The sequence below is a fragment of the Streptomyces sp. NPDC004667 genome (assembly GCF_040609475.1).
Taxonomy (GTDB): Bacteria; Actinomycetota; Actinomycetes; order Streptomycetales; family Streptomycetaceae; genus Streptomyces.
On sequence record NZ_JBEXKC010000003.1, the window covers coordinates 104,126 to 127,663 of the forward strand.

Here is a 23,538-nt window from a genome sequence, read left to right on the forward strand (position 1 = left end):
GGGGGCCCGAAGGGGCTACGGGGGCCCGGAAGGGCTGCGGAACACGGGCAGGGCCCAGTCCGGGGGCGGCGGGCAGACGGGGGCGGCGGGTGGGCGGGTGGCCGTGGCGCGGAGGGCGGTGGTGAAGGCCAGGCAGGTCCCCCAGCGGTCCTCTGGGGCCTTCGCGAGGGCCTTGGCGAGTACGGAGTCCACGGCGGGCGGCAGTTGCGGGCGGTGCGAGGACGGCGGGGGCGGCGGATCGTACTGGTGGGCCCAGAGCAGGGCGAGGTCGTCGTCCCGGCGGAACGGCGGGCCCCCGGTCAGCATCTCGTAGACCACGCAGCCCAGCCCGTACACGTCGCAGCGGCCGTCCACCGGCTTCCCGGAGATCTGCTCCGGGGCGACGTAGTCCAGGGTGCCGACGAACTGGCCGACGGTCGTGAACCCGGACAGCGAGAGGGACTTCTTCGTGAGGCCGAAGTCGGTCAGGTACACGTGCTCGGGGTGTTCGCCGTCGGTGCCCTCGGCGACCAGGACGTTGCCGGGTTTGACGTCCCGGTGGACCAGGCCGTGGGCGTGGGCGGCGTCGAGCGCCGAGGCCAGCTGGCCCGCGATCCGGGCGGCCGTCGCCACGGACAGCGGCCCGGTGCGGTCGAGGAGGGCCCGCAGGTCCTGCCCGGGGACGTACCGCATGGCGATGTACAGCAGCCCGTCCGCCTCACCGGCCTCGAACACCGGCACGATGTGCGGGTGGTCGATGGCCGCCGCCACCCTGGACTCGTGGGCGAAGCGCTGCCGGAAGGTGTCGTTGCGGGCCAGTTCGGGGGCCAGCACCTTCAGCGCCACCGTGCGGTCCAGCCTCAGGTCCCGGGCCCGGTAGACGACGGCCATGCCGCCGCGCCCGATCTCGTCCTCCAGCAGGTAGCCGGCGATCCGCCCGCCGGCGGGGCCGGACCCCCGCCCGGCCCGCGGGTCGGCGGGTCCCATCAGCGCCCGCCCGGTTCGGGCGGGGGCCGGTCCGCGACCCTGGTGGGCTCGTGGGCCGGTTCCGCCGCGCCGGCGCCCGGGGCGGGGCCGGGGTCCCGCGGCTGCGGACCCGCGGGCTGCGGCGCGGGCGGGGTGTCCGGTCCCGAGGCGACCGCGTAGGGGGCCAGCCGGCTCCCGTCCGCGTACATCCACCGCTCCGCGGCCGCGTCGTAGAGCCACGCGGACTCCCCGTCGATGACGATCCCGGCCCGCAGGCCCCGTACGGCCTCCCGGAACGCGCCGGTGTCCGCCGGGTCCGCGGCGAGGTCGCGGACGGCCCGACGGTAGCGGTCCAGGGCGTCGGCCGCCTCGTCGAGCAGCGGCCCGGGGTCCTCGGCCGGGGCCGTGGGCCGGCCGCCGGTGGGCGGCGGCCGCGGCACGGCCACCAGCAGCCTGCCGTCGACCCAGGCCGACCAGCCGTTGGCGCACAGGACCTCTCCCCAGTCCCCGCTCCGGGACAGCAGCCGTACGGGGAGGAAGGCGTCCAGGGCGGTGGTCGGCCGGGTCGTGTCGGGCGCCTCCCAGGCGGGCAGCCCGTCGGGCGGGACCACGTGCGTGGGCCGGAACACGGCGCCGGGGCCGTCCGGGGTGGTCATCGGCCGGGCCTACTTCCGCATGATCGCGGGCTCGTGCCGCCGCAGCAGCCGCGCGACCAGTACGCCGAACAGGACGGACAGCGCCACCAGCATGCCCATGTTGAGCAGCCAGACCCCGGCGGAGTGCGCGAAGAGGGGGTCGTCGGTGAGCGGGCCGGGCACGATCCGGGCGAGGTCGATGGTGCCGGCCATCGCGCCGAGCGCCCAGCGGGAGGGGACGAACCAGGCGAGCTGCTCGATCACCGGCACCCCGTCGAGCTGGAGCAGCGCCCCGCAGAAGACGACCTGGACGATGGCGAGGAGGACCAGCAGCGGCATGGTGACCTCCTCCTTCCTCACCAGGGCGGACACGAGCAGGCCGAGCATCATCGCGGTGAAGGACAGCAGGGCGACGGCGAGGGTGATCTCGACGAGCGGCGGCAGGAACACCCCGGTGGCTCCCGGCGGTACGAGCCGTACGCCGAAGAGGCCCACGAGGGTGAGGACGACGGCCTGGGCCACGGTGATCGTGCCCAGCACCACCACCTTGGACATCAGATAGGCGGACCGCGACAGTCCGACGGCGCGTTCGCGCTGGTAGATCACCCGTTCCTTGACCAGCTCCCGGACGGCGTTGGCGGCTCCGGTCAGGACACCGCCGACGCACAGGATGAGCAGGGCGTTGATCGCCGTCTCCTGGGTGAGGGCGCTGCCGGCCAGGGCGCGGGCCATGGCGCCCATCACGAACGGCAGGGCGATCATGATGGCGAGGAAGGTGCGGTCGGCGCCGAGCGCGGCGGCGTAGCGGCGTACCAGGGTGGAGAGCTGGGATCCCCAGCTCTGCGCCTTGGGCGGCGCGGGAGCGAAGCCTGCCGCGCCCTGGCCGGCCTGCCCGTCCGGGGCTCCGCGGGGTCCCCGGGGGGCTCCGGCTCCGTAGGCGCGGTACTGCGGGGAGGCGGCGTACTGGCCGGCCCAGTCGCGGTCCCGCTCGTTCTCGAAGGCCTCGAAGGCCTCGGGCCACTGGTCGAAGCCGAAGAAGCCGAGGGTCTCGCCCGGCGGCCCGTACCAGGCGACGCGGCCGCCGGGGGCGAGCACCAGCAGCCGGTCGCACACGTCCAGGCTGAGCACGCTGTGGGTGACGACGATGACGGTGCGGCCGTCGTCGGCGAGGCCGCGCAGCATGTGCATGACGGAGCGGTCCATGCCGGGGTCGAGGCCGGAGGTGGGTTCGTCGAGGAAGAGCAGGGACGGCTTGGTCAGCAGTTCCAGGGCGACGGAGACACGTTTGCGCTGGCCGCCCGAGAGGCTGTGGATGGGCTGGTCCGCGCGCTGTCCGAGACCGAGTTCGCCGATCACCTCGTCCACGCGGGCCTGGCGTTCGGCCTTGGCGGTGTCCTGCGGGAAGCGCAGTTCGGCGGCGTAGGTGAGGGCGCGGCGGACGGTGAGCTGGGCGTGCAGGATGTCGTCCTGGGGGACGAGTCCGATGCGGCTGCGCAGTTCGGCGTAGTCGCGGTAGAGGTCGCGGCCGTCGTAGAGGACGGTGCCGTGGTCGGCGGGGCGCAGTCCGGTCAGGGCGCCGAGCAGGGTGGACTTGCCGGCTCCGCTGGGTCCGACGACGGCGAGCAGGCATTTCCCGCCGACGGGGAAGGAGACGTCGTCGAGGAGCGTCTTGCGGCCGTGGTCGACGGCGACGGCGAGGTCCTGCACGTCGAGGGAGACCTCGCCGCTGTCGACGTACTCCTGGAGCTGGTCGCCGACGAGGCAGAAGGCCGAGTGGCCGATGCCGACGATGTCCCCCTCGGCGATCCGGGCCCGTTCGACGGGGGTGCCGTTGAGGTAGGTGCCGTTGTGGCTGCCGAGGTCGGCGATCTCGTAGGTGCCGTCGGCGAGGGCGCGCAGTTCGGCGTGCCGGCGGGAGACGACGAGGTCGTCGACGACGAGGTCGTTGGCGGGGTCGCGGCCGATGCGCAGGGCGGTACGGGCGGCCAGTGGGCGGACGGTGGTGGGCCGCCGGAAGGTGCCGGTGCGCTCCGGGTGGGCGACGGGGGCGGCGGACGGGGCGACGGGGGCGGCGGCCGGGACGGTCAGGGGCGGCGGCGGTGGCGGTGGCGGCGGTGGGGGCGTGCGGATGGAGAGGACGGCGCGCGGGCCGTCCTGGGCGCTGCCGAAGCGCAGCTCGCTGCCGGGGCCGATGCTCCATTCGTGGATGCGGTGGCCGTCGGCCCAGGTGCCGTTGGTGCTGTCCTCGTCCCGGACGGTCCAGTGGTCCCCGTCGGGGCACAGGACCGCGTGGTGCCAGGAGACGCGGGCGTCGTCGAGGCAGATCTCGCAGAGGGGGTCCCGGCCGACGTGATAGGTCCGGGGCGGGCTCATCTCGGTCGAGCCCCCGGCGGTCTCCAGGACGAGTTCGGGCGCGGTGTCCGCACCGGGGCGCTGGACCATGCACAGATCTTCCCACGATCGACCGGTCCCGGCGCGGGAAGCATCACCGCAGGTCAGGAGGGTCTTATGGAGAATGACAACGGTCCCCGTTGCAGCCTTTGCCGATCTCGCCGGGGTGCGCTTCACTTCACGCGTCGGAACCGAACCAACGGGGGACGCCATGACCGGGCACGACCACGCGCACGACCGCGCGCACGACCACGAAGGCGGGCCCGACCACGGGCAGGACCACGGCCACGGGCACGGGCACGCCGGGCACAGCCACGGGGTCGACCCGGACGCGGACCGCCGCTGGCTGGCGATCGCGCTCGCGCTGATCGGCGGTTTCATGGCCGTCGAGGTGGTCGTCGGCGTGATGGCCCAGTCCCTGGCCCTGATCTCGGACGCGGCGCACATGCTGACCGACGCCGTCTCGATCGTCCTCGCGCTGATCGCGATGCGGCTGGCGGCGCGCCCGGCGCGCGGAGGCTTCACGTTCGGCCTCAAGCGGGCCGAGATCCTCTCCGCCCAGGCCAACGGGCTGACCCTGCTGCTGCTGGGGGCCTGGCTGGCGTACGAGGCGGTACGGCGGCTGATCGACCCGCCGCAGGTGGAGGGCGGTCTGGTGCTGGTGACGGCGCTGGCCGGCATCGTCGTCAACGTGGGGGCGGCCTGGTGCATCTCGCGGGCGAACCGGTCCTCGCTGGCCGTGGAGGGCGCCTACCAGCACGTCCTGAACGACCTGTTCGCCTTCATCGGGACGGCCGTGGCGGGCCTGATCGTGCTCACGACCGGTTTCGTGCAGGCGGACGCGATCGCCACGCTCGTGGTGGTGGTGCTGATGGTGAAGGCGGGCTACGGGCTGGTGCGCGAGTCGGGCCGGATCTTCCTGGAGGCGGCCCCGGCGCACCTGGACCCGGACGCGGTCGGTGACCGTCTCGTCGGGCACCCGCCGGTGACGGAGGTGCACGACCTGCACATCTGGACGATCACCTCGGGGCAGGCCGCGCTGTCCGCGCACGTGCTGGTGGAACCGGAGGGCGACTGCCACGCGGTGCGCCGCGATCTGGAGCGGCTGCTGGAGAAGGAGTACGGGATCACCCACACCACGCTCCAGGTGGACCACGTCCAGGAGGCGCTGCTGTCGGTCGGCCGGGCGGGCGAGGAGCCGGGCGGCGGCGACCCGCACTGCGCGGACGCGCACGGCCCGGTCCACCGGGAGGGTCCGCACGCGCACTGAAGACCGGCCGGCGGGGCATACATGGAGCCATGACGGAGCCGAAGAGGCACAAGCGCAGCGCCGGCCTGCTGTTGTTCCGCCGCACCGGCGACGGGGGCGTGGAGGTCCTGCTCGGCCACATGGGCGGTCCGCTGTGGGCGGGGCGGGACGCCGGCGGCTGGGCGATCCCCAAGGGCGAGTACGGGCCGGACGAGGCGCCCCGGGACGCGGCCCGCCGGGAGTTCACGGAGGAGCTCGGGCTGGCGCCGCCGGAGGGCGACTACCTGCCGCTCGGCGAGGTGCGGCTGACCAGCGGGAAGCTGGTGACCATCTGGGCGGTCGAGGCGGACCTCGATCCGGCGCTGACGGTGCCCGGGACGTTCACGATGGAGTGGCCTCCGCACTCCGGGCGGGAGCAGGAGTTCCCGGAGCTGGACCGGGTGGCCTGGTTCACCCCGCCGATGGCGCGAAACAAGCTGATGGTTCCTCAAATCCCGTTCCTGGAGCGCCTGTTGGTGCTGCTGGAGGGTTGACTGGACCTTTACTTGCCAATAAACCCCATCTGCGTGGACATTGCACATATGACGAGCGTCGTGCTGGTGGGAACCCTGGACACCAAGGGTGTCGAGTACGGCTGGCTGCGCGAGAGGCTGCTGCGCGCCGGCGTCGAGGTGGTACTGGTCGACACGGGGATCATGGGAGAGCCCCGGGTGAACGCGGACGTGCCGCGCGAAGCGGTGGCCCGGGCGGCGGGTTCGGAACTGTCCGACCTGCGGGCCGCCGACCGGGGACCGGCCGTGACCACGATGGCCCGGGGCGCCGAGGCGGCCCTCCTGCGCCTGCACGCCGAGGGGCGGCTGCACGGGGTGCTCGCGATCGGGGGCAGCGGGGGCACCTCGATCGCGACGCGCGCCATGCGGGCACTGCCGCTCGGCGTGCCGAAGCTGATGGTCTCCTCGATGGCGTCCGGGGACGTGGCCCCGTACGTCGGGTCCGCGGACATCACGATGATGTACAGCGTGGTGGACATCGCCGGGATCAACAGCATCTCGGCGCCGGTGCTGGCGAACGCCGTGGAGGCGGTCGCCGCGATGGCCAGGGCGTTCCAGCGCGCCTCCATGGAGCTGCGCCGCCCGGCCGGGCTGGGGGCGGGCGCGCGGCCGCTGGTCGCGGCGAGCATGGCGGGGGTGACCACGACCGGTGTGGACGCGGCCCGGGAGCGGCTGACCGAACTGGGCTACGAGGTACTGGTCTTCCACTCCAGTGGTACGGGCGGCCGGACCCTGGAGACCCTGGCCGGGCAGGGGATCTTCGCGGGGGTGCTGGACCTGACCCTCAGCGAGCTCGCCGACGACCTGTGCGGCGGCATCCTCACGGCGGGGCCCGACCGGCTCAGCGCGGCCGGGCGGGCGGGGATCCCGCAGGTGGTGAGCCTGGGCGCGCTGGACGTCGTGAAGTTCGGCCCGCTGGAGACCCTGCCCGAGCGGGCCCGCTACCGCAGGATCCGTGTCCACAACCCCTCGATCACGGTGATCCGTACGACCGAGTCCGAATGCGCGGAGCTCGGCCGCCGGGTCGCGGCGAAACTGCGCGCGTCGACGGGGCCGACGGCGGTCTGCCTGCCCCTGCGCGGGCTGTCCGCGCTCGGCGCGCCGGGCGGCCCGTACCACGACCCCCGCGCGGACGGGGCCCTGTTCTCGACGCTGCGCGAGGGCCTGCGCGGGAGCGCAGCCCGCCTCTACGACTACGACACCCACATCAACGACCCGGCCTTCGGGCGGGCCGCCGCCGACCGCCTGCACACCATGATCGACGTGGTCTCGGCCGCCGCCTGATCCCCGCCACCTGTCCGGGTCCCGGACAGGTGGCGGGGTTGGGAACCGGCCGTGGCGGAAACCGTGTCCTGGAGGGTGCCGGTCGGGGGACGACCGGCCGGCCCCCTCGGAGGCCGGTGACGCCACGGACGGGGGCGGACGATGGACAACGGCTGGACGGTGCCCGGCTACAGCGAGGTCCGCGAGCTCGGTGCGGGCGCCAGCGGCCGGGTGGTGCTCGCGGTGCACGCGGCCACCGGTACGGCGGTCGCGGTGAAGTACCTGTCGGAGCGGCTGCGCCGGGACCCGGCCTTCGTCCGGGAGTTCCGGGCGGAGGCCCGGCTCCTCGGCGGCCTCGGCTCCCCCTACGTGGTGGGCCTCTACGAGTACGTGGAAGCACCCGGCGGCGCCGCGATCGTGATGGAGCTGGTCGACGGGATCTCCCTGCGCGCGGTCCTCAGGGAGTCCGGACGGGCGGAGCCGGAGGCGGCCCTGGTCGTGCTGAAGGGCTCCCTCCTGGGGCTGGCCGCGGCCCACCGCGCGGGTGTCGTCCACCGGGACTACAAGCCCGAGAACGTGCTGGTGGCACCGGACGGTTCCTCGAAGCTGGTCGACTTCGGGATCGCGACGGGCCGCGGCACCACCCCGGGCGTGGCCGGCACCCCCGCCTACATGGCGCCCGAACAGTGGCAGGGCGAACCCGCCTCGCCGACCGCCGACGTGTACGCGGCCACCGCGACCTTCTTCGAGTTCCTGACCGGGCGCAAGCCGTACGACGGCACGAACCTCGCGGAGCTCGCCGTCCAGCACATCGAGGCGCCGGTGCCGGAGACGGAGGCCCCGGAGCCGGTGCGTCCGCTGATCCGGCGCGGCCTGGCCAAACGGCCGGACCAGCGGCCGGAGAACGCCGAGGCCTTCGTCGCGGAGCTGGAGGAACTGGCGCTGACCGCGTACGGGCCGGGCTGGGAGGAGCGCGGGCAGCGCAAGCTCGCCGCGCTGGCCGCCCTGCTGCCGCTGCTGTTCCCCTCGGCGGGCGCCGCCGCGGCGGGCACCACCGCGGTGGCCACGACCTCGATCGGGCAGGGCGCCGGATGGGCCCCGGGGCGCGCCGGCTGGTTCGCGGCCGGGCTGGCCCTGGTCCTGGGGGCCGCGCTGGTGCTGACCACCGACGCCGTCGGCGCCGCCCCGGACGGCGCGTCGGCGCTGAGCGCCCTAGCCACCACGAGCGCGGCCCCGCCGGGGTCCGCGCCGCCCGCCCCGGGTCCGTCCGCGTCCCCGTCGGGCTCCGCCTCCGCCTCCCCCGGCGGCTCCCCGGTCCCGTCGGCCCAGCCGAGCCCTTCGTGGTCCCCGACGCCGACGGCCTCCCCCTCGACGAGCCCGAGCACGAGCACGAGCCCTACGCCGACCCCGACGGGGAAGCCGACCGTTTCCTGGTCCCCTACGCCCACGCCCACGCCGACCCCCACCCTGCGGGTGACCGCCGTGGACGTCTCCCTCAAGACGGGTGTCTACCGGGGCGACGCCGCCGTCTCCGTGACCGCCGCCGGGAGGGGGGCCGTCAAGGTGGTCCTGCAGTGGTACCTGGGCTCCGCCCAGGGGGCCTACACGGTGCCCGACGGCACCGACACCTTCTTCGTCAAGGCCGGCTCCCCGGCCCAGGTGGTCGGCTCCCACACCTTCCCGCGCGGGTACGGCTGCTACGGCGGCGTCCGCGTCACCACCGAGCCGGCCGCCGGGAGCGGTCCGGCCTACGACTCGAAGCCGCTGGTGCGCTGCCAGGACCAGGAGCCCCCACGATGAGCGATCCCCGCGCCCCGCACGGCGACGACGACTACAGCGCCACCGTCCTCGGCAGCCACTGGTTCACCGGGCCGCCCTCGCCGGAGGACGCCGCCCCCGACCGGGTCGAGGGTTCCGTGCTGCGCTTCGGTCCGGGTGTGACGGCGGCGATGCCGGCGCCGTTCCCGCTGCGCCCGGCGGCGCCCGCGCCGGTCCGGCGCCGGGGCGGGGGCTGGCGGCGGTACGCCCTGGCCGCCGTGGTGCTCGCGCTGGTGCTGGCGTATCTGGGCTGGCAGCGGTTCGGGCCCGGTGTCGTCGTCCGGGACGTGGCGGTCACCACCGACCCGGCGGGTCCCGGCTGCGACCGGGCCGCCGATGTGGTGGCCGTCGTACGCACCGACGGGCGGCCCGGGACCCTCACGTACCGATGGGTCCGCAGCGACGGCACGCGTTCGGAGGAGCTGACGGAGCGGGTGCCGCGGGGGCGCGAGGAGGCCAGGCTGCACCTGATGTGGACGTTCAAGGGGACCGGCACCTACCCGGCGCGGGCCGAGCTCCAGCTGATCTCCCCCGTCACGCGGTCCGCGGCGACGGACTTCACGTACCGCTGCCGCCCGTAACGGGCAGCCGGATCACGGCGCGGCCGCCGTCGAGGTCCACCCGGGAGTGCGGGGGCGCGCCGTCCTCCTCGTCGTCGCGCAGGACGAAGGCGCTCCGGCGTTCCCGCAGCTCGTTCTGTTTGCCGGGCGAGAAGCTGGCGTGCAGCTGCTCGAAGCCGGTCGAGGAGACCTGGCCGCGGCTGCCGTTCCAGCGCCAGGGCAGCAGTCCGGCCCGGCCCGCCCGCAGCAGCGCCAGGTCGAGGAAGGCGACCGCGGTGAGCCCGAGCGCCAGCCCCGGCAGGGTCATGAAGACGACGAAGCCCATGGCGCGACCGTAACCCACCCGGCCCACGGCCCGTGAGGGTCCGTGCGGCTCGGTCTTCCGGCCGGGGCCGGGGTGGCCGTCCGGCCGAAGCGGGGGACCCGGCCGCGCTGGTTGACTCGTGGACGTGGACGAGGGCGTGCAGGACGCCCTCGGGCACCCCTGCGTGCCGTGTTCCGGCCGGCGGCCGTTCCAGCCGGCGACACCCCAACCGGAGCGTGGCCGTCCCGCACGGATGCCGAGTCCGCGCGGGAGGCCCGCAGCCGCTTTGGGGAGTGGCTGCGGGCCGTTTCGCGTACCGGGCGGGGTGCGGCCCGGCCCGTGCGGATCCGCCCGGCCGGGGGCACGGGGCTCCGGGTGGGGCGGAACTCAGAAGCGGGCGTGGGCGGCGATGTCCGCCTGGAACTCCCCCGTCATCGCCGGGGTGACCGTCGGGCGGCACTGCGCGACCGCCGCCAGGTAGTCCGCCGTCGTCGCCCCGGGCGGGGCGGCCCCCAGACCCCGTGCGACCGCCGCCTCCAGGTCCCGTTCGAAGGACACCTGCGCCGCGATCCGGGCCGCGTGCTCGATGTCGGCGGGGGTGAACAGCTCGCTGGCCTCCACCAGCGCCGCCACGTCCACGCCCGCGCGGCCCGCCGTGTACCGGGACCAGATCGCCGCGCGCGCCCCGGCGTCGGGGGTGCCGATCGGGATCAGGTAGTCGAAGCGGCCCGGTCGCAGGAAGGCCGGGTCGAGGGAGCGGATGGAGTTGGTGGCGCAGACCAGCAGCCGCTCGTCGCCCTCCCGGAAGCCGGGTATCAGCTTGAGCAGTTCGTTGGTCACCCCGTGGATCCCGCCGGGCTGCGCGGGCTCGGTGCGCACGGGGGCGATCTCCTCGACCTCGTCGATGAAGACGAGCACCCGCTCCAGCTCGGCGATCCGGGCGAAGGCGTCGCGCAGCGCGGCCGAAAGGTTGCCCTCGTCGGCCAGGCGCGAGGGCAGCAGTTCCACGAAGGGCCAGCCCAGCCGGGAGGCGATGGCACGGGCGAAGGTGGTCTTTCCGGTGCCGGGCGGCCCGAAGAGGGTGATGGCCCGCGGGGCCCGCACCCCGTGCGAGGCGGCCCGTTCCGGCTCGGCGAGCGGCAGCACCACGCGCCGCTCGATGAGGTCCTTCTCCTTCTCCATGCCGGCGACGCGGTCCCACAGGTCGCTCTGGAGGAACCGGCCGCCCAGGTCGTCGAGGAGCCCGGCGGCCGGTCCGTGCAACGGCTCGGTCTTCTCGAAGTAGGCGACCGCGGGCTGGCGGGTGTAGCCCGCGTTCAGCAGGCCCTCGCCGAGCAGGTCCTCCTCGGGCAGGACGTAGGCGATCCGGCCGACGCGGGCGGCGATCAGCCGCCGCTCCAGCTCGACCAGCAGGGCGCTGGCCAGGCCCCGGCCGCGCCAGCCGGAGGCGATCGCGATGCGCATCACCCAGGCGCGCTCCCCGGTCACGCAGGCGAGGGCCGCACCGATCGGGACGCCCTGGTGGACGGCGACCACGCAGGGCTGCCGGTCGGTGAGCGCGCTGATGCACTCGGCGAGGGAGAAGACCGACTCCTGGCCGAGCTCCGCCGTGGTGTCGATCAGGTGGACCACCGCTGCGAGATCGCTCTCGCGGTAGTCGTGGATGAGCCAGTTCACCGGGTACCGCCCCTCGTTCGTGCTCCTGCGGCGAGGCTAGGGGCGGGCGGGCCCGGCGATCACGCTCCGCGGTGCACAACAACCGGTACGGAAACCCACCGCGCCGTCCATAGACCGGCGGGGCCGGGAACGGCGTCCGGGGACCCCGTGGGCGATTCACAGCGGATTCATACGGAGCACCGGGCTCCGGGCACAGTTTCCCCAGGGAGGCTCAATGCATGATCCAACGCATCCTCCTCCGACAGGCCGGCCGTCCCCGCGCCCGGCGGGCGTCCCGGATCCTGCTCGCGGTGGCCGCGATGGCCGCCCTGCTGAGCGTGGACATGCCGAGCGCCGCGGCCGTGCCCCCGCTCGGCGTGACCGCCACCGCCCTGCCCGACGCGACGGTGGCCCGGGTGGGCGCGCTGTTCGCGGGCGGCCTCGACGGCGGGCACTTCTGCACCGCCGCCGTGGTGCACAGCGCCGACCGCGATGTGATCGCCACGGCCGCGCACTGCCTCGACCACCCGGACACCACCGTGTTCGCCCCGGGCTACCGGGACGGGAAGGCCCCGTACGGGGTGTGGCGGCTGACCGGTGTGAACGTGGCCGGGGACTGGACGGACGGCAAGGACCCCGACGACGACATCGCCTTCGCGACCGTCGCGCCGTCGGACGGGGCGCAGTCGGGCGGGGCGCAGATCGAGGACGTCGTCGGCGGGTTCCCGGTCGTCACCGACCAGCCCGACGACGTGACGGTGACGATCCTCGGATACCCCAGCACACTGGACGCCCCGCTGCGCTGCTCCAACGCCACGAGCCTGTTCTCCGAGAGCCAGCGGCGCATCGACTGCCCCGATCTGAGCGGCGGCACCAGCGGCAGCCCCTGGCTGGTGGACGGCGCGCTGGCGGGTGTCCTGGGCGGCTACGAGGGGGGCGGTACGGTCCCGGAGGTCTCCTACAGCGCGGTGATGGGCGACCAGGCCCTGGAGCTCTACCGCGAGGCGGCCGTCTCGGCGGGCTGAGCCGCCGGGGCCTAGCGTTCGGCGGGGTCCGCGGGTGCCTCGAACCAGGTGGGCTCGTCGCGCTGTGCGCGGCGTACGCGGTCCAGCGCGAAGGGCTCGAGCGGCGGCAGCTCCTCCGGGTCGAACCAGGCGACCTCCAGCAGCTCCCCGTCGGCGGCGCGGGCCTCGCCGCCGGTCGCGCGGCAGCGGAAGGTGATGTCCTGGAACTGGCAGACGTCACCGTTCGGGTAGGTGATCGGTTCGAGCATCTGGACGAGCACGACCCGTTCCGGCACGCACCGCACGGCCGTCTCCTCGTACACCTCGCGCACCGCCGTGTCGGCGGGCTGCTCCCCCGGTTCGGCTATCCCGCCGACGACGGACCAGCGGCCGGTGTCGGCGCGACGGCCGAGCAGCACCCGGCCCCGGTCGTCGAAGACGACGGCGGTCACCCCGGGCAGCAGGAGCAGCAGCTGCCCGGCGCCCGCCCGGATCGCGCGGATGAATTCGGGAGTGGTCATGCCCCGACCTTACGAGGCCGCTCGCCGGTCACCGTCGTCATGCGGCCCGGCGGGCGCGAATGCGGCGGAAGAGGACCGTCCCCAGGCCGGCCGCGGCGACCAGGACCAGCGCGTACTCCGGCAGCGGGCCCAGACGGGTGGCCGGGGTCTGCGTGGAACGCAGCGGGATCTCGGCCACGAGCGCGTCGGCGGTGAACATCTTCGTCTGCGACACGATCGAGCCGTCGGGGCGGATGACGGCGCTGACCCCGCTGGTGACGGGGACGAGGACGCTGCGGCTGTGCTCGACCGCGCGGATCCGGTCCATGGCGAGCTGCTGGTAGGTCATCTCGGTCCGGCCGAAGGTGGCGTTGTTGCTGGGGACGGCGATGACCTGGGCGCCGGCCCGGACGGTCGAGCGGACGGCGTCGTCGAAGGCGGCTTCGTAGCAGGTGACCATGCCGATCCCGCTGCCCCCCATGTCGAAGACGCCGGGCTCCTTGCCGGGTCCGAAGTCTCGGCGCACGCGGTCCACGTCGGAGCTGAAGAGCCGGACGAAGGAGCGCATCGGGATCCGCTCGCCGAAGGGCTGGATCTTGCGCTTGTCGTAGGTGGCGGTGGGGCCCTTGACCGGGTCCCACAGGATCATCGTGTTGCGCAGCGGGCCGGTTTCGGGGGCCAGGACGGAGCCGATCGCGACGGGCACGCCGATGGCCTTCACCGCCCGGTCGATCACGGCGTAGGCGTCGGGCTGGGTGAAGGGGTCGATGTCGGAGGAGTTCTCCGGCCACACCACGAAGTCGGGCTTGGCGACCCGGCCGGCCTTGACGTCCTCGGCGAGCTGGAGGGTGCGGTTCGCGTGGTTGTCCAGGACCTGACGGCGCTGGGCGTTGAAGTCGAACCCGGCACGCGGCACGTTGCCCTGGATGACGGCGGCCACGGCGGTGCCGTCCTCGGCGGCGTCGGAGACCAGCGGACGGGCCGCGAGGGCCGCGCCGACCGGGGCGACGACGGCGACCGCGGCGAGCGCGGCGGTGGTCCGGCCCGGGTGGCGGCGGGCGATGCGGGCAGCCTCGTAGAGCCCGAATCCGCACAGCGCCACGCCGAAGGAGAGCAGCGGGGTGCCGCCGACGGCGGCGAGCGGGGTGAAGACCCCGTCGGCCTGGCCGAAGGCGAGGCGGCCCCAGGAGAAGCCGCCGAAGGGAGCGCGGGCGCGCAGGGCCTCGTCCGCGACCCAGACGGCGGCGGCCCACAGCGGCCAGCCGGGGAGCTTGGAGACGAGGGCGATACCGAGGCCCGCCAGACCGATCAGCAGGGCTTCGAGGGTGACCAGGGCCAGCCAGGGCACGGGGCCGACCCCCTCGCTGGTCCAGACGAGCAGTGGGAGCAGGTAGCCGAGCCCGAAGAGCAGGCCGAGCCCGAAGCCCGCCCGGGCACGGCGACCGCGCAGGCAGCCGGCCAGCAGGGCGAGGGCGAAGGGGGCCAGCCACCACAGGGGGCGGGGCGGGAAGCTGAGGTAGAGCAGGACTCCGGCGACCACGGCGAGGGCGGCCCGCAGCAGCCAGGCCGCCTTCCGCTTCCCCGGCCCGGCGGCGGCCGCGGCCTCGGCTGCGGCCGTGGCTCCGGCCGTGTTCTCGGTACCCGCTTCGGCTCGTCCGGCGGGCTGCGAGGGCCCGCTCCCGGCGGCGCTGGTGACACTGCTGCTCATCTGGCGGAGTGTACGTCCCCGTGTCCCAAGGGTCGGTAAGGAGACACCGGACACCGCACACCGGACGCGGTGCGGCAGAGCGGACGGATGGGCGGACTGGCGGACGGGCGGGCGAAACGGGTGTGGTGGCGGGCGGGCCGGCCGACGGCTAGCCGGCGAGCGCGCGCAGGTGCGTGCGGATGACGCGGACGGCGTTCTCGGCGTCATCGACGGTGACCGTGAAGAGCTTGCCGTCGCCGAGCCTGAGCTCGACGCCCTCGCCGCGCCGGACGATGATCGCGGTGCCCTTGTCCGGTCGCCAGCGGTAGCCCCAGCCTCCCCACTGCTGCGGGGTGATGTTCGGCAGGAACTCGGCGGCGGCGACGTCGCAGAGCCGGATCGTGCGGCGCGGCAGCCCCATGTGGCCGCACCGCACGTCGAGGCGTTCGGAGTCGACGGTGACGGCCACGTGCACGAACGCGAGGGTGCCGTAGAGGATCAGCAGCCCGGCCGCGAGGCAGCCGATCACCGACATGAGCAGCGGCACCATGCCGGAGGTCCAGGCGTTGTCGACGGCGAGCTCGATGCCGAGCGCGAGACACGCCGCGCCGGCCGCGGCGAGCAGCCACTGGACGCGGTTGGAGGCCCGTCCCGTCCACAGCGGACCCGGGGGGTGAACCGTCATGTCCAGCAGCGTACCCACGTTCCGGCGACGCACCACCACCGCTGCGCCGGTCGGCGCAGCGCACGCGGAGGCCGGCGGGCGGGGGCCCTTATGCGCGGCGCCACGTGCGTGGTGGAGTGGCGGAATGGATCAGGAATCGGGGGAACGGCCACGGTGCACGGCCGTGGCGGCACCGACCGCGGGAGCCTGCGTGGACGCCCGGGGCGGCGGGGACAGCGGGGCGGAACGGACGGACCGGCTGGACCGGGCCGTGGGAGCCGTGCTCGGTTCGGCGGCGGGCGACGCCCTCGGCGCTCCGTACGAGTTCGGCCCGGCGGGCGCGCTGAGCGCCCGGGGCGAGGAGATGCGTGGCGGCGGCGGCTGGGATCCGGGCGAGGCCACGGACGACACCCAGATGGCGGTGCTGGTCGGCGAATCGCTCCTCGAACACGACGGTCTGGAACTCGCCGACGTCTTCGCGCGGTTCCGGCACTGGGCGGCCTGGGAACCCAAGGACATCGGCCTCCAGACCGAGGACGTGCTGAGCAGCGGCGCCCCCTGGGACCTGGCGGCCGCCCTGCACTTCCAGGTCAACGCCCGGGCGGCGGGCAACGGTTCCCTCATGCGGGCAGCGACCTCGGCCGTCTGGTTCGCACCCGCCGGGCGCGGCGCCACCATGGACGCGGCCCGGCGGATCGCCGCCCTCACCCACGGCGACCGGGCCGCCTGGGAGGGCACCGCCGTCCTGCACGAGCTGGTACGGGTGGCCCTGGACGGGGCCGATCCGCTCGCCGCCCTGCCCGAGGTGCTGGACTCCGTACACCCGGCGCACCGCGAGCGCTACGCCCGCGTGCTCGGCCCCGGCTGGCATCCGGACCAGGCCACCGAGTTCAACGGAGCGGTGTGGCCCTGCCTGGGCTCGGCGGTGTGGGCGCTGCGCACGACCGGCGGGTTCGCGCCGGCCGTACGGGCCGCCGTGGACCTCGGCGGGGACACCGACACGGTCGCCGCGGTGACCGGGGCGCTGGCCGGGGCGGTCTACGGGGCCCGCGCGATCCCCCGGGAGTGGACGGACCCCCTGCACGTGCCGCTGCCCGGGGCGGGGCCGGGCCACGGGGAGGGCGGCGCCGGCCGGGTGCCGGACCGGGTCCTGGACGCCGGTGCCCTGCGCGCCCTGGCCCGGCGGCTCGCGGGCGCGGGGCCGGGCACCGGGCCGGGCGCGGAGTCCGGGCCGGGGGTGGAGACCGGTCCGGGGGCGGGAGCCGGGCCGAGGGCGGGAGCCGGGCCGAGGGCGGAGGCCGGGCCGAGGGCGGAGGCCGGGGCAGGGGCGGAAACCCGACAAGGGGCGGAAACCGGACCGAGGGCAGAGGCCGGGCCAGGGGCGGAAACCCGACAAGGGGCGGAAACCGGACCGAGGGCGGAGGCCGGGCCAGGGGTGGCCTGACGGGGTGGACGGGCATGGGCCGTCCCGGCTGCGGGCCGCGTGCCGGGGTCAGCCGCAGCCGCACCCTCCGCAGCCGCCGCCACAGCCGCCCCCGCACCCGCTCCCCCCGCAGCCCCCTCCGTCGCCTCCGCAGCCACCGGTGGCCGCGGCGCCCGTGCCGCCGGTGGCTGCGGTGCCCCGGGGGGTCCGCTTGCGCCACGTGGGCGGGTCGTACGTACGGAACCGCTCCCGCTCCCGTTCCCGACGCCGTTCCAGGGTCTTCTCGTAGGAGACCCCGGCCGGGATCCACCGGTCGAGCCCGTGCCGTCGGCGTGGCAGCAGGGCGGCTGCCGTGACGGAGGCGGAGATGCCGGATCCGCCGTGGACCGCGTACTCCAGGACCACCTCGGCGCCGTCGTACGGGGACCCGTACAGGACGGCCTCGAACGGCTCGGCGCGGACGTCTATGTCATGCGATCCGCGCGGGAGGGATCCCTGCGCCCCGCGCGCGAGCAGCCGTACGAAGCCGAGCGTGTCCTCGCGGCGCGGCCGGTAGGGGATCAGCGGCCGCCCCGCGATCGTGTCGGCGTCCGGGTAGAGCCAGAAGTGCCCCGACGGGGCGGCCCGTACGCCGACCAGCAGCACGGGCTGCGGTGCCCGGTGCAGGCGCCGCGCGGCCAGGTCGGCGCTCCAGCCCGCGCCCAGCAGCGTGCTCCCGACGACCAGCAGGGGCAGGGCGAAGCGCTGCTGACCGACGGCGTCGTACGGGTGGGGGCCGCCGTGCGCGCCGAAGTCGCCCAGGATCCCGTCGAGGAGGATGCCCGCGGCGACGAGGCAGAGGAAGGCACCGCCCAGGAGGCGCCCGTTGCCGCGCCGGTCGTGCCCGGTCGGCAGTCGGGCGGGGAGCGGGAAACGGGCCGGGCCGGCGGCGGCGCGGGCGAGCAGGTTCTGCCGGCGGCGGGCCCGCAGCCGCAGGGCGGCCCCGGTCAGCGTCCACAGCGACAGCAGGCAGACGAGGAACAGCCCGGTCCGGCCCGCGGTGTCGGCGGCGGGGCGTGCGGGAAGGGTGACGGCCGACTCCACCGCGAGCAGCGTCGCGGACACGACGGTCGCCCCCGGCAGGTACCGGTACCACAGGGGCAGCGCCACGAGCAGCAGCGCGTCGGGATAGGCCCGCCACGCCGTCCCGGCCGGTGGGCCCGGTGCGTCGTTCCAGAGGATCAGGGTGAGCGCGAGGGCGACGAGCAAGCCGAGGATCCGGCTGCCGGCGCCGGGGGCGAAGACGGCCGGGGCGCGTGCCGCGCGCCAGCGCTCGGCCGCCTCGACTCCCCACGTATTCAAGTCAGTTGCCGGCGTCGCCCCGGTGGGCAGGTGCTTGGCGTAGGCGGTCACCGGCCCAGTATGGGAGCGCCCGGGCCACGGTGGAACGGCTTTCCCGCCCGGTCGTCGCGGGGTCAGCCCGCGACGGGTGCGCCGTGTTCCCGCCCTGCGAGCAGTCGGCCCTCGGCGTAACGCAGGGCCGCCGCCGACAGCTCGGACGTCCTCCCGCTGTGCAGGACGGTCAGCCCGCCGGTGGGGGGCAGACCGGGTGCGGGCTCGGCGCCGATGCGGCGCAGGGCCTGGACGGCGACGGCCTCGGCGGAGCCGTGGTAGGTCGGCTCGGCGCCGCCGGTGCGCGCGGCGAGGGCGGCCCGGATGGCTTCCTCGACCAGCTCGTAGTGGGTGCAGCCGAGGACCACGTCGGTGACGTCGACCGGGGTGAGCGCCGCGGCGGCCGCGACCGTGCGGACGATGGCGGCCTCGTCGGCGGCCTCGACGGCGTCGGCGAGCCCGGGGCAGGGCACCTCGGTGACCCGGGCTCCGGCGGCGAAGTCACGGATCAGCCCGCGCTGGTACGGGCTGCCGGTGGTGGCGGGGGTGGCCCAGATCGCCACGCGCCCGCCGGCCACGGCGGCGGGCTTGATCGCCGGCACGGTTCCGATGACGGGGATGCCGGGCTCCAGGTCGGCCCGCAGGGTGTCCAGGGAGTGCACGCTGGCGGTGTTGCAGGCGACGATCAGCGCGTCCGGGCGCAGGGCCGCGGCGGCCCGGGCAACGCCGCGGGCGCGCTCGGTCAGGTCGGCGGGCGTGCGCGGCCCCCACGGCATCCCGTCGGGATCCGAGGACAGCAGCAGATCGGCGTCGGGCCGCAGCCGACGCGTGGCGGCGGCCGCAGCGAGGAGGCCGATTCCGGAGTCCATGAGGGCGATCTTCACCTGGTCACCTTAGTCGACGCCCCGCCCCCGTCCGGGCCCCACGCCCTCCGCCGGACGGGCGGCCCCGACGCCCCGAGGGCCGCCGCGACGGCCGGGAGCCCGACGACGCCCCAAGCCGAAGGCCCACCGCCACGGCCGGAACCCGGCACCACCACGGCCGTACTCGGCACCACCGCAGCCGGGACTCGACACCACCGCGGCCGTACCCGGCACCGCTACGGCCGCACCCAGCACCGCCACGGCCGCACCCAGCACCGCCACGGCCGCACCCAGCACCACCGCGGCCGTACCCGGCACCACCGCGGCCGTACCCGGCACCGCCACGGCCGGGACTCGACACCACCACGGCCGTACCCGGCACCACCACGACCGGGACTCGACACCACCACGGCCGTACCCGGCACCGCTACGGCCGTACCCGGCACCACCGGGCCGGGTACCGGCGCCCCGCACCGGGACCCCGGAGCGGGCCGGGCCGGGGCGGCTGCCCGGGCGGACCCTGCTCCCTGTGCCCATGGGCGCCGGGCCGGGCCGGGCCGGACCGGACCGGGCCCGGCCACGGCCACGGGCGTGCGGGCCGGGCCTCCGGTGCAGGCCCCGCGCCCCGCGGGAAGCGCCGCACCGGCGGGGCGCGCGACAGGTTCCGCGGGGTTCGGCAGACTGCGGACATGGGCCTCCTCATCGCCGCGTACGCCTCCCTCGCCGCCTGGCTCTGGCTCACCTTCGCCCAGGGCGCGTTCTGGCGCACCGACGTCCGTCTCCCCCCGCGCTCCGCCCCCGCCCGCTGGCCCTCCGTCGCGATCGTCGTCCCCGCGCGCGACGAGGCCGAGGTGCTCCCCCTCAGCCTTCCCTCCCTCCTCGCCCAGGACTATCCCGGCGAGGCCCGGATCGTCCTCGTCGACGACGGCAGCAGCGACGGCACCGCCACCCTCGCCGCCCGGCTGGCCGACGCGCAGCCGGGCCTGCCCCTCACCGTGGTCTCGCCGGGAGACCCCCCGCCCGGGTGGACGGGCAAGCTGTGGGCCGTGCGCCACGGCATCGCCCACGTCCGCACCGAGCACACCCGCGCCCACGTCAACGGACACGCACACGAGCCCGCGCACCAGCCCGCACATGAGCCCGCGCACGCGCCCGGCACCCCGGAAGGCCTCGCCGCGGGCGCCCCGCACGGCCCCGGGCCGGAGTTCCTGCTCCTCACCGACGCCGACATCGCCCACGAGCCCGACAGCCTGCGCGAACTGGTCTCCGCCGCGACCTCCGCCGACCTCGACCTCGTCTCGCAGATGGCCCGCCTGCGCGTGGTGAGCGCCTGGGAGCGGCTCGTCGTGCCGGCGTTCGTGTACTTCTTCGCCCAGCTGTACCCCTTCCGCCGGATCAACCGGCCCGGCGCCCGGACCTCCGCGGCCGCCGGCGGCTGCGTGCTGCTGCGCACGGAGGCGGCCGTCCGGGCCGGGATCCCCGACTCGATCCGTCAGGCCGTCATCGACGACGTCGCCCTCGCCCGCGCGGTCCGCCGCGCCGGCGGCCGGATCTGGCTCGGGCTGGCGGAGCGGGTGGACAGCGTGCGCCCGTACTCCGGCCTCGGCGACCTGTGGCGGATGGTGTCGCGCAGCGCGTACGCCCAACTGCGCCACCGGCCCCTGCTGCTGGCCGGGACGGTGGCCGGGCTGGTCCTCGTGTACCTGGTGCCCCCGGCCGCCCTCGGCGCGGGGCTGGCCGCCGGGCGGCCCGCCGCGGCCTGGGCCGGGGGCCTGGCCTGGCTGCTGATGACCGGCACCTACCTGCCGATGCTGCGCTACTACCGCCGGTCGCCGCTGCTCGCCCCGCTGCTTCCGCTTACCGCGCTGCTGTACCTGTTGATGACCGTCGACTCCGCGGTCCGGCATTACCGGGGGCGCGGGGCCGCGTGGAAGGGGCGCACCTACGCCCGGCCCGATGATGCCTGAATCGTCCCCCTTCCGGCCCGCGGACCCGGTCCGCACGCCTGCTGAGGGAACGTCATCCGAGGTCATCGCATTGTGACCGTGCGTCAGCACCAGATAGGTGCAACACCCAACCGGTGAGTACGAGTAGGAACAAGCCGGGGTGCAAGTGACGAATCGTGCAGGTGAACTTCAAGTGAAAGCTGAGGCCCTGACCTGGGAAGATGCAGGTCAGGGCGGTGTTGACGACACCTCGCTATGGACCCGGTGAAGTCGTGGGCTTAACTTAGGTCCCATGACCTCCCCCCGCTCCACTTATGGCGGCGGTTACTACTCCGCGCCCTCCTTCAAAGACACCCCCATCTACGACTCCCTCGTAGCCGAACGCGGCACTCCGCAGATCGCCCCCATCCGCGTCCCGGCCGCCTACGAGTCGCCGAGTGCCGGCTATTCGAGCGGTGGGTACCTGCCGGCCCTCCCGTCCGCCCTTCCCGCCCTGCCGTCCGCGCCGTCCGCGCCGCAGCAGCAGGGGTCCCCGGGGTACGGGTACCAGTACCAGCAGCAGGCCGCACCCCAGCAGCAGATGCCGACGGCGATGCCGGTGCCGCTCCAGAACGCGCCCGCGCCGTACATCCCGCAGCAGCAGCCGATGGCGGCCCGCGCGGGGTACGTCCAGCAGCCCCAGCCGCAGCAGCAGCCGCGCCCGGCCGCCATGGGCACCGGCTACGAGGCCATGCGCCCGGCGGCGCCGCGTCCGGTGGCGGCCCCCGCGCAGGTCCCCTCGTACGAGGATCCGTACGGCCGCCAGTTCCAGGGGCGCGGCTACTGATCCGGCCCCCCGCCGCCGGGCCCCGCGGAAAACGCGCTGGGGCTCCGGCACGGAAGGCTGGCAAAATGCTCCCATGTCGAATCTGTACGTCCAGTCGCTCCACGTCCATCCCGTCAAGTCGGTAGCGGGGACTGCTCCCGGCGAGGTGGCCGTGGAGCCCTGGGGTCTGTCCGGAGACCGCCGCTGGGCGGTGGTCGACACGGCGGGCGCGGTCGTCACCCAACGCCAGCAGCCGCGACTGGCCTTGGCCTGCGCCCGTCCGCTGCCGGACGGGCGGGTCGCGCTGTCCGGGCCCGGCATGGCGGAGCTGGTGGTGGACGTGCCGGAGCCGGGCCCGCTGGAGCCCGTCGTCCTGTTCGGCAAGAAGATCGACACCGTCGTCGCGGCGAGCACCGCCGCCGACTGGTTCAGCGCCTACCTCGGACAGCCCGCACGGCTGGTCCACCTCGACGATCCGGCCGTGCGCCGTCCCGTGGACCCCGACTACGCGCTCCCCGGCGAGACCGTCAGCCTGGCCGACGCCTATCCGCTGCTGCTGACCACGACCGCCTCGCTCGACGCCCTCAACGAGCTGATCGCGGGGGGCGACCACGCGCAGGAGGGGCCCCTGCCCATGAACCGGTTCCGCCCGAACCTGGTGGTCGGCGGCCCGGCGGAGGCGTGGGCCGAGGACGGCTGGCGGCGGATCGCGATCGGTGACGCCGTCTTCCGCGGCGTGCGCGAGTGCGGGCGCTGCATCGTCACCACCACCGACCAGGAGACGGCGGAGCGCGGCAAGGAGCCGCTGAAGACGCTGGCCGTGCACCGGCGGATCGGGAAGTCCCTCGCCTTCGGAAGGCAGCTGGTGCCGGTGGTCCTGGGTACGGTGCGGGTGGGCGACGAGGTGCGCGTGCTGGAGTGATCTCCCCGGCCCTCACTGCCCCGCAGGACCCGGCAGAGCCCGGCAGAGCCCGCGCGCCGCTGACCACGGCGGGTGGAATGACACCTTCGAGGGGCTCCGGGTGCCCGATGGAACCAACGGGCGGGGCGGGGCCGTTGGAGCAGACAGGACATGTGGACACCCACCGCGACCGTCCGTATCGGATCGGGTGACACACGTCCCGCGCGTCCCGGAATGCGCGTCCGCCGGGCATGCGGAAGGCTTGGACGCGCAGACAGACGGATGGCTGGCGCAAGTAGGGGGAGCCGGGACCGTGCGGACAGCAATGGGTGTGTGGCGTTGGCGGCGCAATCCGCTGCGCAGGCCGACCGATCTCTTCGAGGCGTGGGTGGCGTTCGCCGCGCTCGTGTGCGTACTGCTGGTGGCTCCGGCCCTCGGCTGCGCGGCAGGCCTGAAGGTGGACGGCACGCTGCAGCGGGCCGCGCGCGAACAGCGGCACGAGCGGTACCTGGTTCCGGCGGTGGTGGTCCGGCCGACGCCGGATCCCGTCGCCGGTTCGGCCACCGATCCGGGCGCGGGGCGTCAGGCCCCGGAGCGGACGCGGATCGTGGCGTCCTGGACCGCGCCCGACGGCAGCAGCCACGAGGGCATGGTCCCGGCGGCGGAGGAACCGCCCCTTCCCGGCGACCGGTTCCGGATATGGACCGACATCCGGGGGCGGCTGGTGGGACAGCCCCTCGACCCGTCCGCCGCCTCGTTCCACGCGGGTGTGGCCGGGCTGGCCGCCGCGCTGGCCGCGGCCGCGCTGGCGGAGACGCTCCGGCGGCTGGTCGTACGCCGGCTCATGCATCGGCGGTACACCCGTCTGGACCGCGCGTGGGCCGCGGCCGGGCCCGACTGGGGCCGGGCGGGCGCGGGCAGCTGACCTGGCAACCCACCGGCCCCGCGCGCGCTACGGTGGAGCCGGAGTCCGGTCCGGCCGCTTCAGCCGCGGGGAACGGC

General features: G+C 75.2%; 20 protein-coding genes and 1 pseudogene. 11 read left to right on the forward strand and 10 right to left on the reverse strand.

All coding sequences use genetic code 11. The features are described from left to right. Nucleotides 1–15 precede the first annotated feature (15 nt). The 3 genes from ABZW32_RS02605 to ABZW32_RS02615 are packed head-to-tail and all read right to left on the reverse strand — an operon-like array spanning nucleotide 16 to nucleotide 4,022. Entirely contained in the window at nucleotides 16–966 is a 951-nt protein-coding gene (locus ABZW32_RS02605) for a serine/threonine-protein kinase (RefSeq protein WP_356210189.1), read from the reverse strand. After that, nucleotides 966–1,601 (reverse strand): hypothetical protein, encoded by a 636-nt coding sequence (locus tag ABZW32_RS02610; protein ID WP_356210191.1) that lies wholly within the window; start codon nucleotides 1,599–1,601, stop codon nucleotides 966–968. The genes ABZW32_RS02605 and ABZW32_RS02610 overlap by 1 nt, the downstream gene beginning before the upstream one ends. A 9-nt stretch (nucleotides 1,602–1,610) precedes the next feature. Then, a complete protein-coding gene (locus ABZW32_RS02615) occupies nucleotides 1,611–4,022 on the reverse strand; it encodes an FHA domain-containing protein (RefSeq protein WP_356210193.1) in 2,412 nt (803 codons plus the stop codon). A gap of 160 nt (nucleotides 4,023–4,182) precedes the next feature. On the opposite strand from ABZW32_RS02615, the gene ABZW32_RS02620 reads away from it, so the two are divergent. The 5 genes from ABZW32_RS02620 (at nucleotide 4,183) to ABZW32_RS02640 (ending at nucleotide 9,433) form a co-directional block, all read left to right on the forward strand. Then, the gene (locus tag ABZW32_RS02620) at nucleotides 4,183–5,241 is read left to right on the forward strand and encodes a cation diffusion facilitator family transporter (protein ID WP_356210195.1); all 1,059 of its coding nucleotides are present in this window, start codon (nucleotides 4,183–4,185) and stop codon (nucleotides 5,239–5,241) included. A gap of 29 nt (nucleotides 5,242–5,270) precedes the next feature. After that, on the forward strand, nucleotides 5,271–5,753 hold the full coding sequence (locus ABZW32_RS02625; RefSeq protein WP_356210198.1) for an NUDIX domain-containing protein: 483 nt from the start codon (nucleotides 5,271–5,273) through the stop codon (nucleotides 5,751–5,753). 48 nt (nucleotides 5,754–5,801) lie between these two features. Next, nucleotides 5,802–7,055 carry a Tm-1-like ATP-binding domain-containing protein gene (locus tag ABZW32_RS02630; RefSeq protein WP_356210201.1) on the forward strand — a complete coding sequence of 418 codons (1,254 nt, stop codon included), beginning with the start codon at nucleotides 5,802–5,804 and terminating at the stop codon, nucleotides 7,053–7,055. 141 nt (nucleotides 7,056–7,196) lie between these two features. Then, entirely contained in the window at nucleotides 7,197–8,834 is a 1,638-nt protein-coding gene (locus ABZW32_RS02635; RefSeq protein ID WP_356210204.1) for a serine/threonine-protein kinase, read from the forward strand. After that, nucleotides 8,831–9,433 (forward strand): hypothetical protein, encoded by a 603-nt coding sequence (locus tag ABZW32_RS02640; RefSeq protein ID WP_356210206.1) that lies wholly within the window; start codon nucleotides 8,831–8,833, stop codon nucleotides 9,431–9,433. Before ABZW32_RS02635 ends, ABZW32_RS02640 begins: the two co-directional genes overlap by 4 nt. On the opposite strand, the gene ABZW32_RS02645 is transcribed toward ABZW32_RS02640, so the two are convergent. Then, nucleotides 9,411–9,737 carry a DUF6191 domain-containing protein gene (locus tag ABZW32_RS02645; protein WP_356210208.1) on the reverse strand — a complete coding sequence of 109 codons (327 nt, stop codon included), beginning with the start codon at nucleotides 9,735–9,737 and terminating at the stop codon, nucleotides 9,411–9,413. The genes ABZW32_RS02640 and ABZW32_RS02645 overlap by 23 nt on opposite strands. Before the next feature lie 366 nt (nucleotides 9,738–10,103). Beyond that, entirely contained in the window at nucleotides 10,104–11,393 is a 1,290-nt protein-coding gene (locus ABZW32_RS02650; RefSeq protein ID WP_266837077.1) for a bifunctional GNAT family N-acetyltransferase/ATP-binding protein, read from the reverse strand. Nucleotides 11,394–11,611: 218 nt separating this feature from the next. Between ABZW32_RS02650 and ABZW32_RS02655 the strand changes: the two genes are divergently transcribed. Then, complete coding sequence (locus ABZW32_RS02655) at nucleotides 11,612–12,397, forward strand: serine protease (protein ID WP_356210210.1); 786 nt, start codon at nucleotides 11,612–11,614, stop codon at nucleotides 12,395–12,397. A gap of 11 nt (nucleotides 12,398–12,408) precedes the next feature. Here the strand turns inward: ABZW32_RS02655 and ABZW32_RS02660 are convergent, their stop codons facing one another. The 3 genes from ABZW32_RS02660 to ABZW32_RS02670 all read right to left on the reverse strand — a co-directional run bounded on the left by ABZW32_RS02660 (nucleotide 12,409) and on the right by ABZW32_RS02670 (nucleotide 15,248). Further along, a complete protein-coding gene (locus ABZW32_RS02660; protein WP_356210213.1) occupies nucleotides 12,409–12,897 on the reverse strand; it encodes an NUDIX domain-containing protein in 489 nt (162 codons plus the stop codon). A gap of 37 nt (nucleotides 12,898–12,934) precedes the next feature. Then, the gene (gene lnt, locus ABZW32_RS02665) at nucleotides 12,935–14,584 is read right to left on the reverse strand and encodes an apolipoprotein N-acyltransferase (protein ID WP_356210216.1); all 1,650 of its coding nucleotides are present in this window, start codon (nucleotides 14,582–14,584) and stop codon (nucleotides 12,935–12,937) included. Nucleotides 14,585–14,732: 148 nt separating this feature from the next. Then, nucleotides 14,733–15,248 carry a hypothetical protein gene (locus tag ABZW32_RS02670; RefSeq protein WP_356210218.1) on the reverse strand — a complete coding sequence of 172 codons (516 nt, stop codon included), beginning with the start codon at nucleotides 15,246–15,248 and terminating at the stop codon, nucleotides 14,733–14,735. Between the two features lie 238 nt (nucleotides 15,249–15,486). On the opposite strand from ABZW32_RS02670, the pseudogene ABZW32_RS02675 reads away from it, so the two are divergent. Continuing rightward, nucleotides 15,487–16,332: pseudogene (locus ABZW32_RS02675) on the forward strand (ADP-ribosylglycohydrolase family protein); the annotation flags it as partial. Between the two features lie 387 nt (nucleotides 16,333–16,719). Here ABZW32_RS02675 and ABZW32_RS02680 read toward each other — a convergent pair. Next, a complete protein-coding gene (locus tag ABZW32_RS02680; RefSeq protein ID WP_356210221.1) occupies nucleotides 16,720–18,042 on the reverse strand; it encodes a hypothetical protein in 1,323 nt (440 codons plus the stop codon). Between the two features lie 62 nt (nucleotides 18,043–18,104). Next, complete coding sequence (locus tag ABZW32_RS02685; protein WP_356210223.1) at nucleotides 18,105–18,905, reverse strand: aspartate/glutamate racemase family protein; 801 nt, start codon at nucleotides 18,903–18,905, stop codon at nucleotides 18,105–18,107. A gap of 668 nt (nucleotides 18,906–19,573) precedes the next feature. Between ABZW32_RS02685 and ABZW32_RS02690 the strand changes: the two genes are divergently transcribed. The 4 genes from ABZW32_RS02690 (at nucleotide 19,574) to ABZW32_RS02705 (ending at nucleotide 23,461) form a co-directional block, all read left to right on the forward strand. Then, nucleotides 19,574–20,851, forward strand: coding sequence for a glycosyltransferase (locus ABZW32_RS02690; protein WP_356210226.1), 1,278 nt, complete (start codon nucleotides 19,574–19,576; stop codon nucleotides 20,849–20,851). A 271-nt stretch (nucleotides 20,852–21,122) separates the two neighbouring features. Beyond that, a complete protein-coding gene (locus tag ABZW32_RS02695; protein WP_356210229.1) occupies nucleotides 21,123–21,656 on the forward strand; it encodes a DUF6643 family protein in 534 nt (177 codons plus the stop codon). A gap of 73 nt (nucleotides 21,657–21,729) precedes the next feature. Then, nucleotides 21,730–22,557, forward strand: a complete 828-nt coding sequence (locus tag ABZW32_RS02700; protein ID WP_356210232.1) for an MOSC N-terminal beta barrel domain-containing protein — start codon at nucleotides 21,730–21,732, stop codon at nucleotides 22,555–22,557. A 292-nt stretch (nucleotides 22,558–22,849) separates the two neighbouring features. Then, nucleotides 22,850–23,461: a hypothetical protein gene (locus ABZW32_RS02705; protein WP_356210234.1), complete on the forward strand. Its 612-nt coding sequence runs from the start codon at nucleotides 22,850–22,852 to the stop codon at nucleotides 23,459–23,461. The last annotated feature ends 77 nt before the right edge of the window (nucleotides 23,462–23,538 follow it).

Excerpts from the sequence above, each read along its gene's own strand:
- ABZW32_RS02605 (WP_356210189.1), bottom strand. The coding sequence starts at position 966 with ATGGGACCCGCCGACCCGCGGGCCGGGCGGGGGTCCGGCCCCGCCGGC.
- ABZW32_RS02610 (WP_356210191.1), bottom strand. The coding sequence starts at position 1,601 with ATGACCACCCCGGACGGCCCCGGCGCCGTGTTCCGGCCCACGCACGTG.
- ABZW32_RS02615 (WP_356210193.1), bottom strand. The coding sequence starts at position 4,022 with ATGGTCCAGCGCCCCGGTGCGGACACCGCGCCCGAACTCGTCCTGGAG.
- ABZW32_RS02620 (WP_356210195.1), top strand. The coding sequence starts at position 4,183 with ATGACCGGGCACGACCACGCGCACGACCGCGCGCACGACCACGAAGGC.
- ABZW32_RS02625 (WP_356210198.1), top strand. The coding sequence starts at position 5,271 with ATGACGGAGCCGAAGAGGCACAAGCGCAGCGCCGGCCTGCTGTTGTTC.
- ABZW32_RS02630 (WP_356210201.1), top strand. The coding sequence starts at position 5,802 with ATGACGAGCGTCGTGCTGGTGGGAACCCTGGACACCAAGGGTGTCGAG.
- ABZW32_RS02635 (WP_356210204.1), top strand. The coding sequence starts at position 7,197 with ATGGACAACGGCTGGACGGTGCCCGGCTACAGCGAGGTCCGCGAGCTC.
- ABZW32_RS02640 (WP_356210206.1), top strand. The coding sequence starts at position 8,831 with ATGAGCGATCCCCGCGCCCCGCACGGCGACGACGACTACAGCGCCACC.
- ABZW32_RS02645 (WP_356210208.1), bottom strand. The coding sequence starts at position 9,737 with ATGGGCTTCGTCGTCTTCATGACCCTGCCGGGGCTGGCGCTCGGGCTC.
- ABZW32_RS02655 (WP_356210210.1), top strand. The coding sequence starts at position 11,612 with ATGATCCAACGCATCCTCCTCCGACAGGCCGGCCGTCCCCGCGCCCGG.
- ABZW32_RS02660 (WP_356210213.1), bottom strand. The coding sequence starts at position 12,897 with ATGACCACTCCCGAATTCATCCGCGCGATCCGGGCGGGCGCCGGGCAG.
- lnt (WP_356210216.1), bottom strand. The coding sequence starts at position 14,584 with ATGAGCAGCAGTGTCACCAGCGCCGCCGGGAGCGGGCCCTCGCAGCCC.
- ABZW32_RS02670 (WP_356210218.1), bottom strand. The coding sequence starts at position 15,248 with ATGACGGTTCACCCCCCGGGTCCGCTGTGGACGGGACGGGCCTCCAAC.
- ABZW32_RS02690 (WP_356210226.1), top strand. The coding sequence starts at position 19,574 with ATGGGCCTCCTCATCGCCGCGTACGCCTCCCTCGCCGCCTGGCTCTGG.
- ABZW32_RS02695 (WP_356210229.1), top strand. The coding sequence starts at position 21,123 with ATGACCTCCCCCCGCTCCACTTATGGCGGCGGTTACTACTCCGCGCCC.
- ABZW32_RS02700 (WP_356210232.1), top strand. The coding sequence starts at position 21,730 with ATGTCGAATCTGTACGTCCAGTCGCTCCACGTCCATCCCGTCAAGTCG.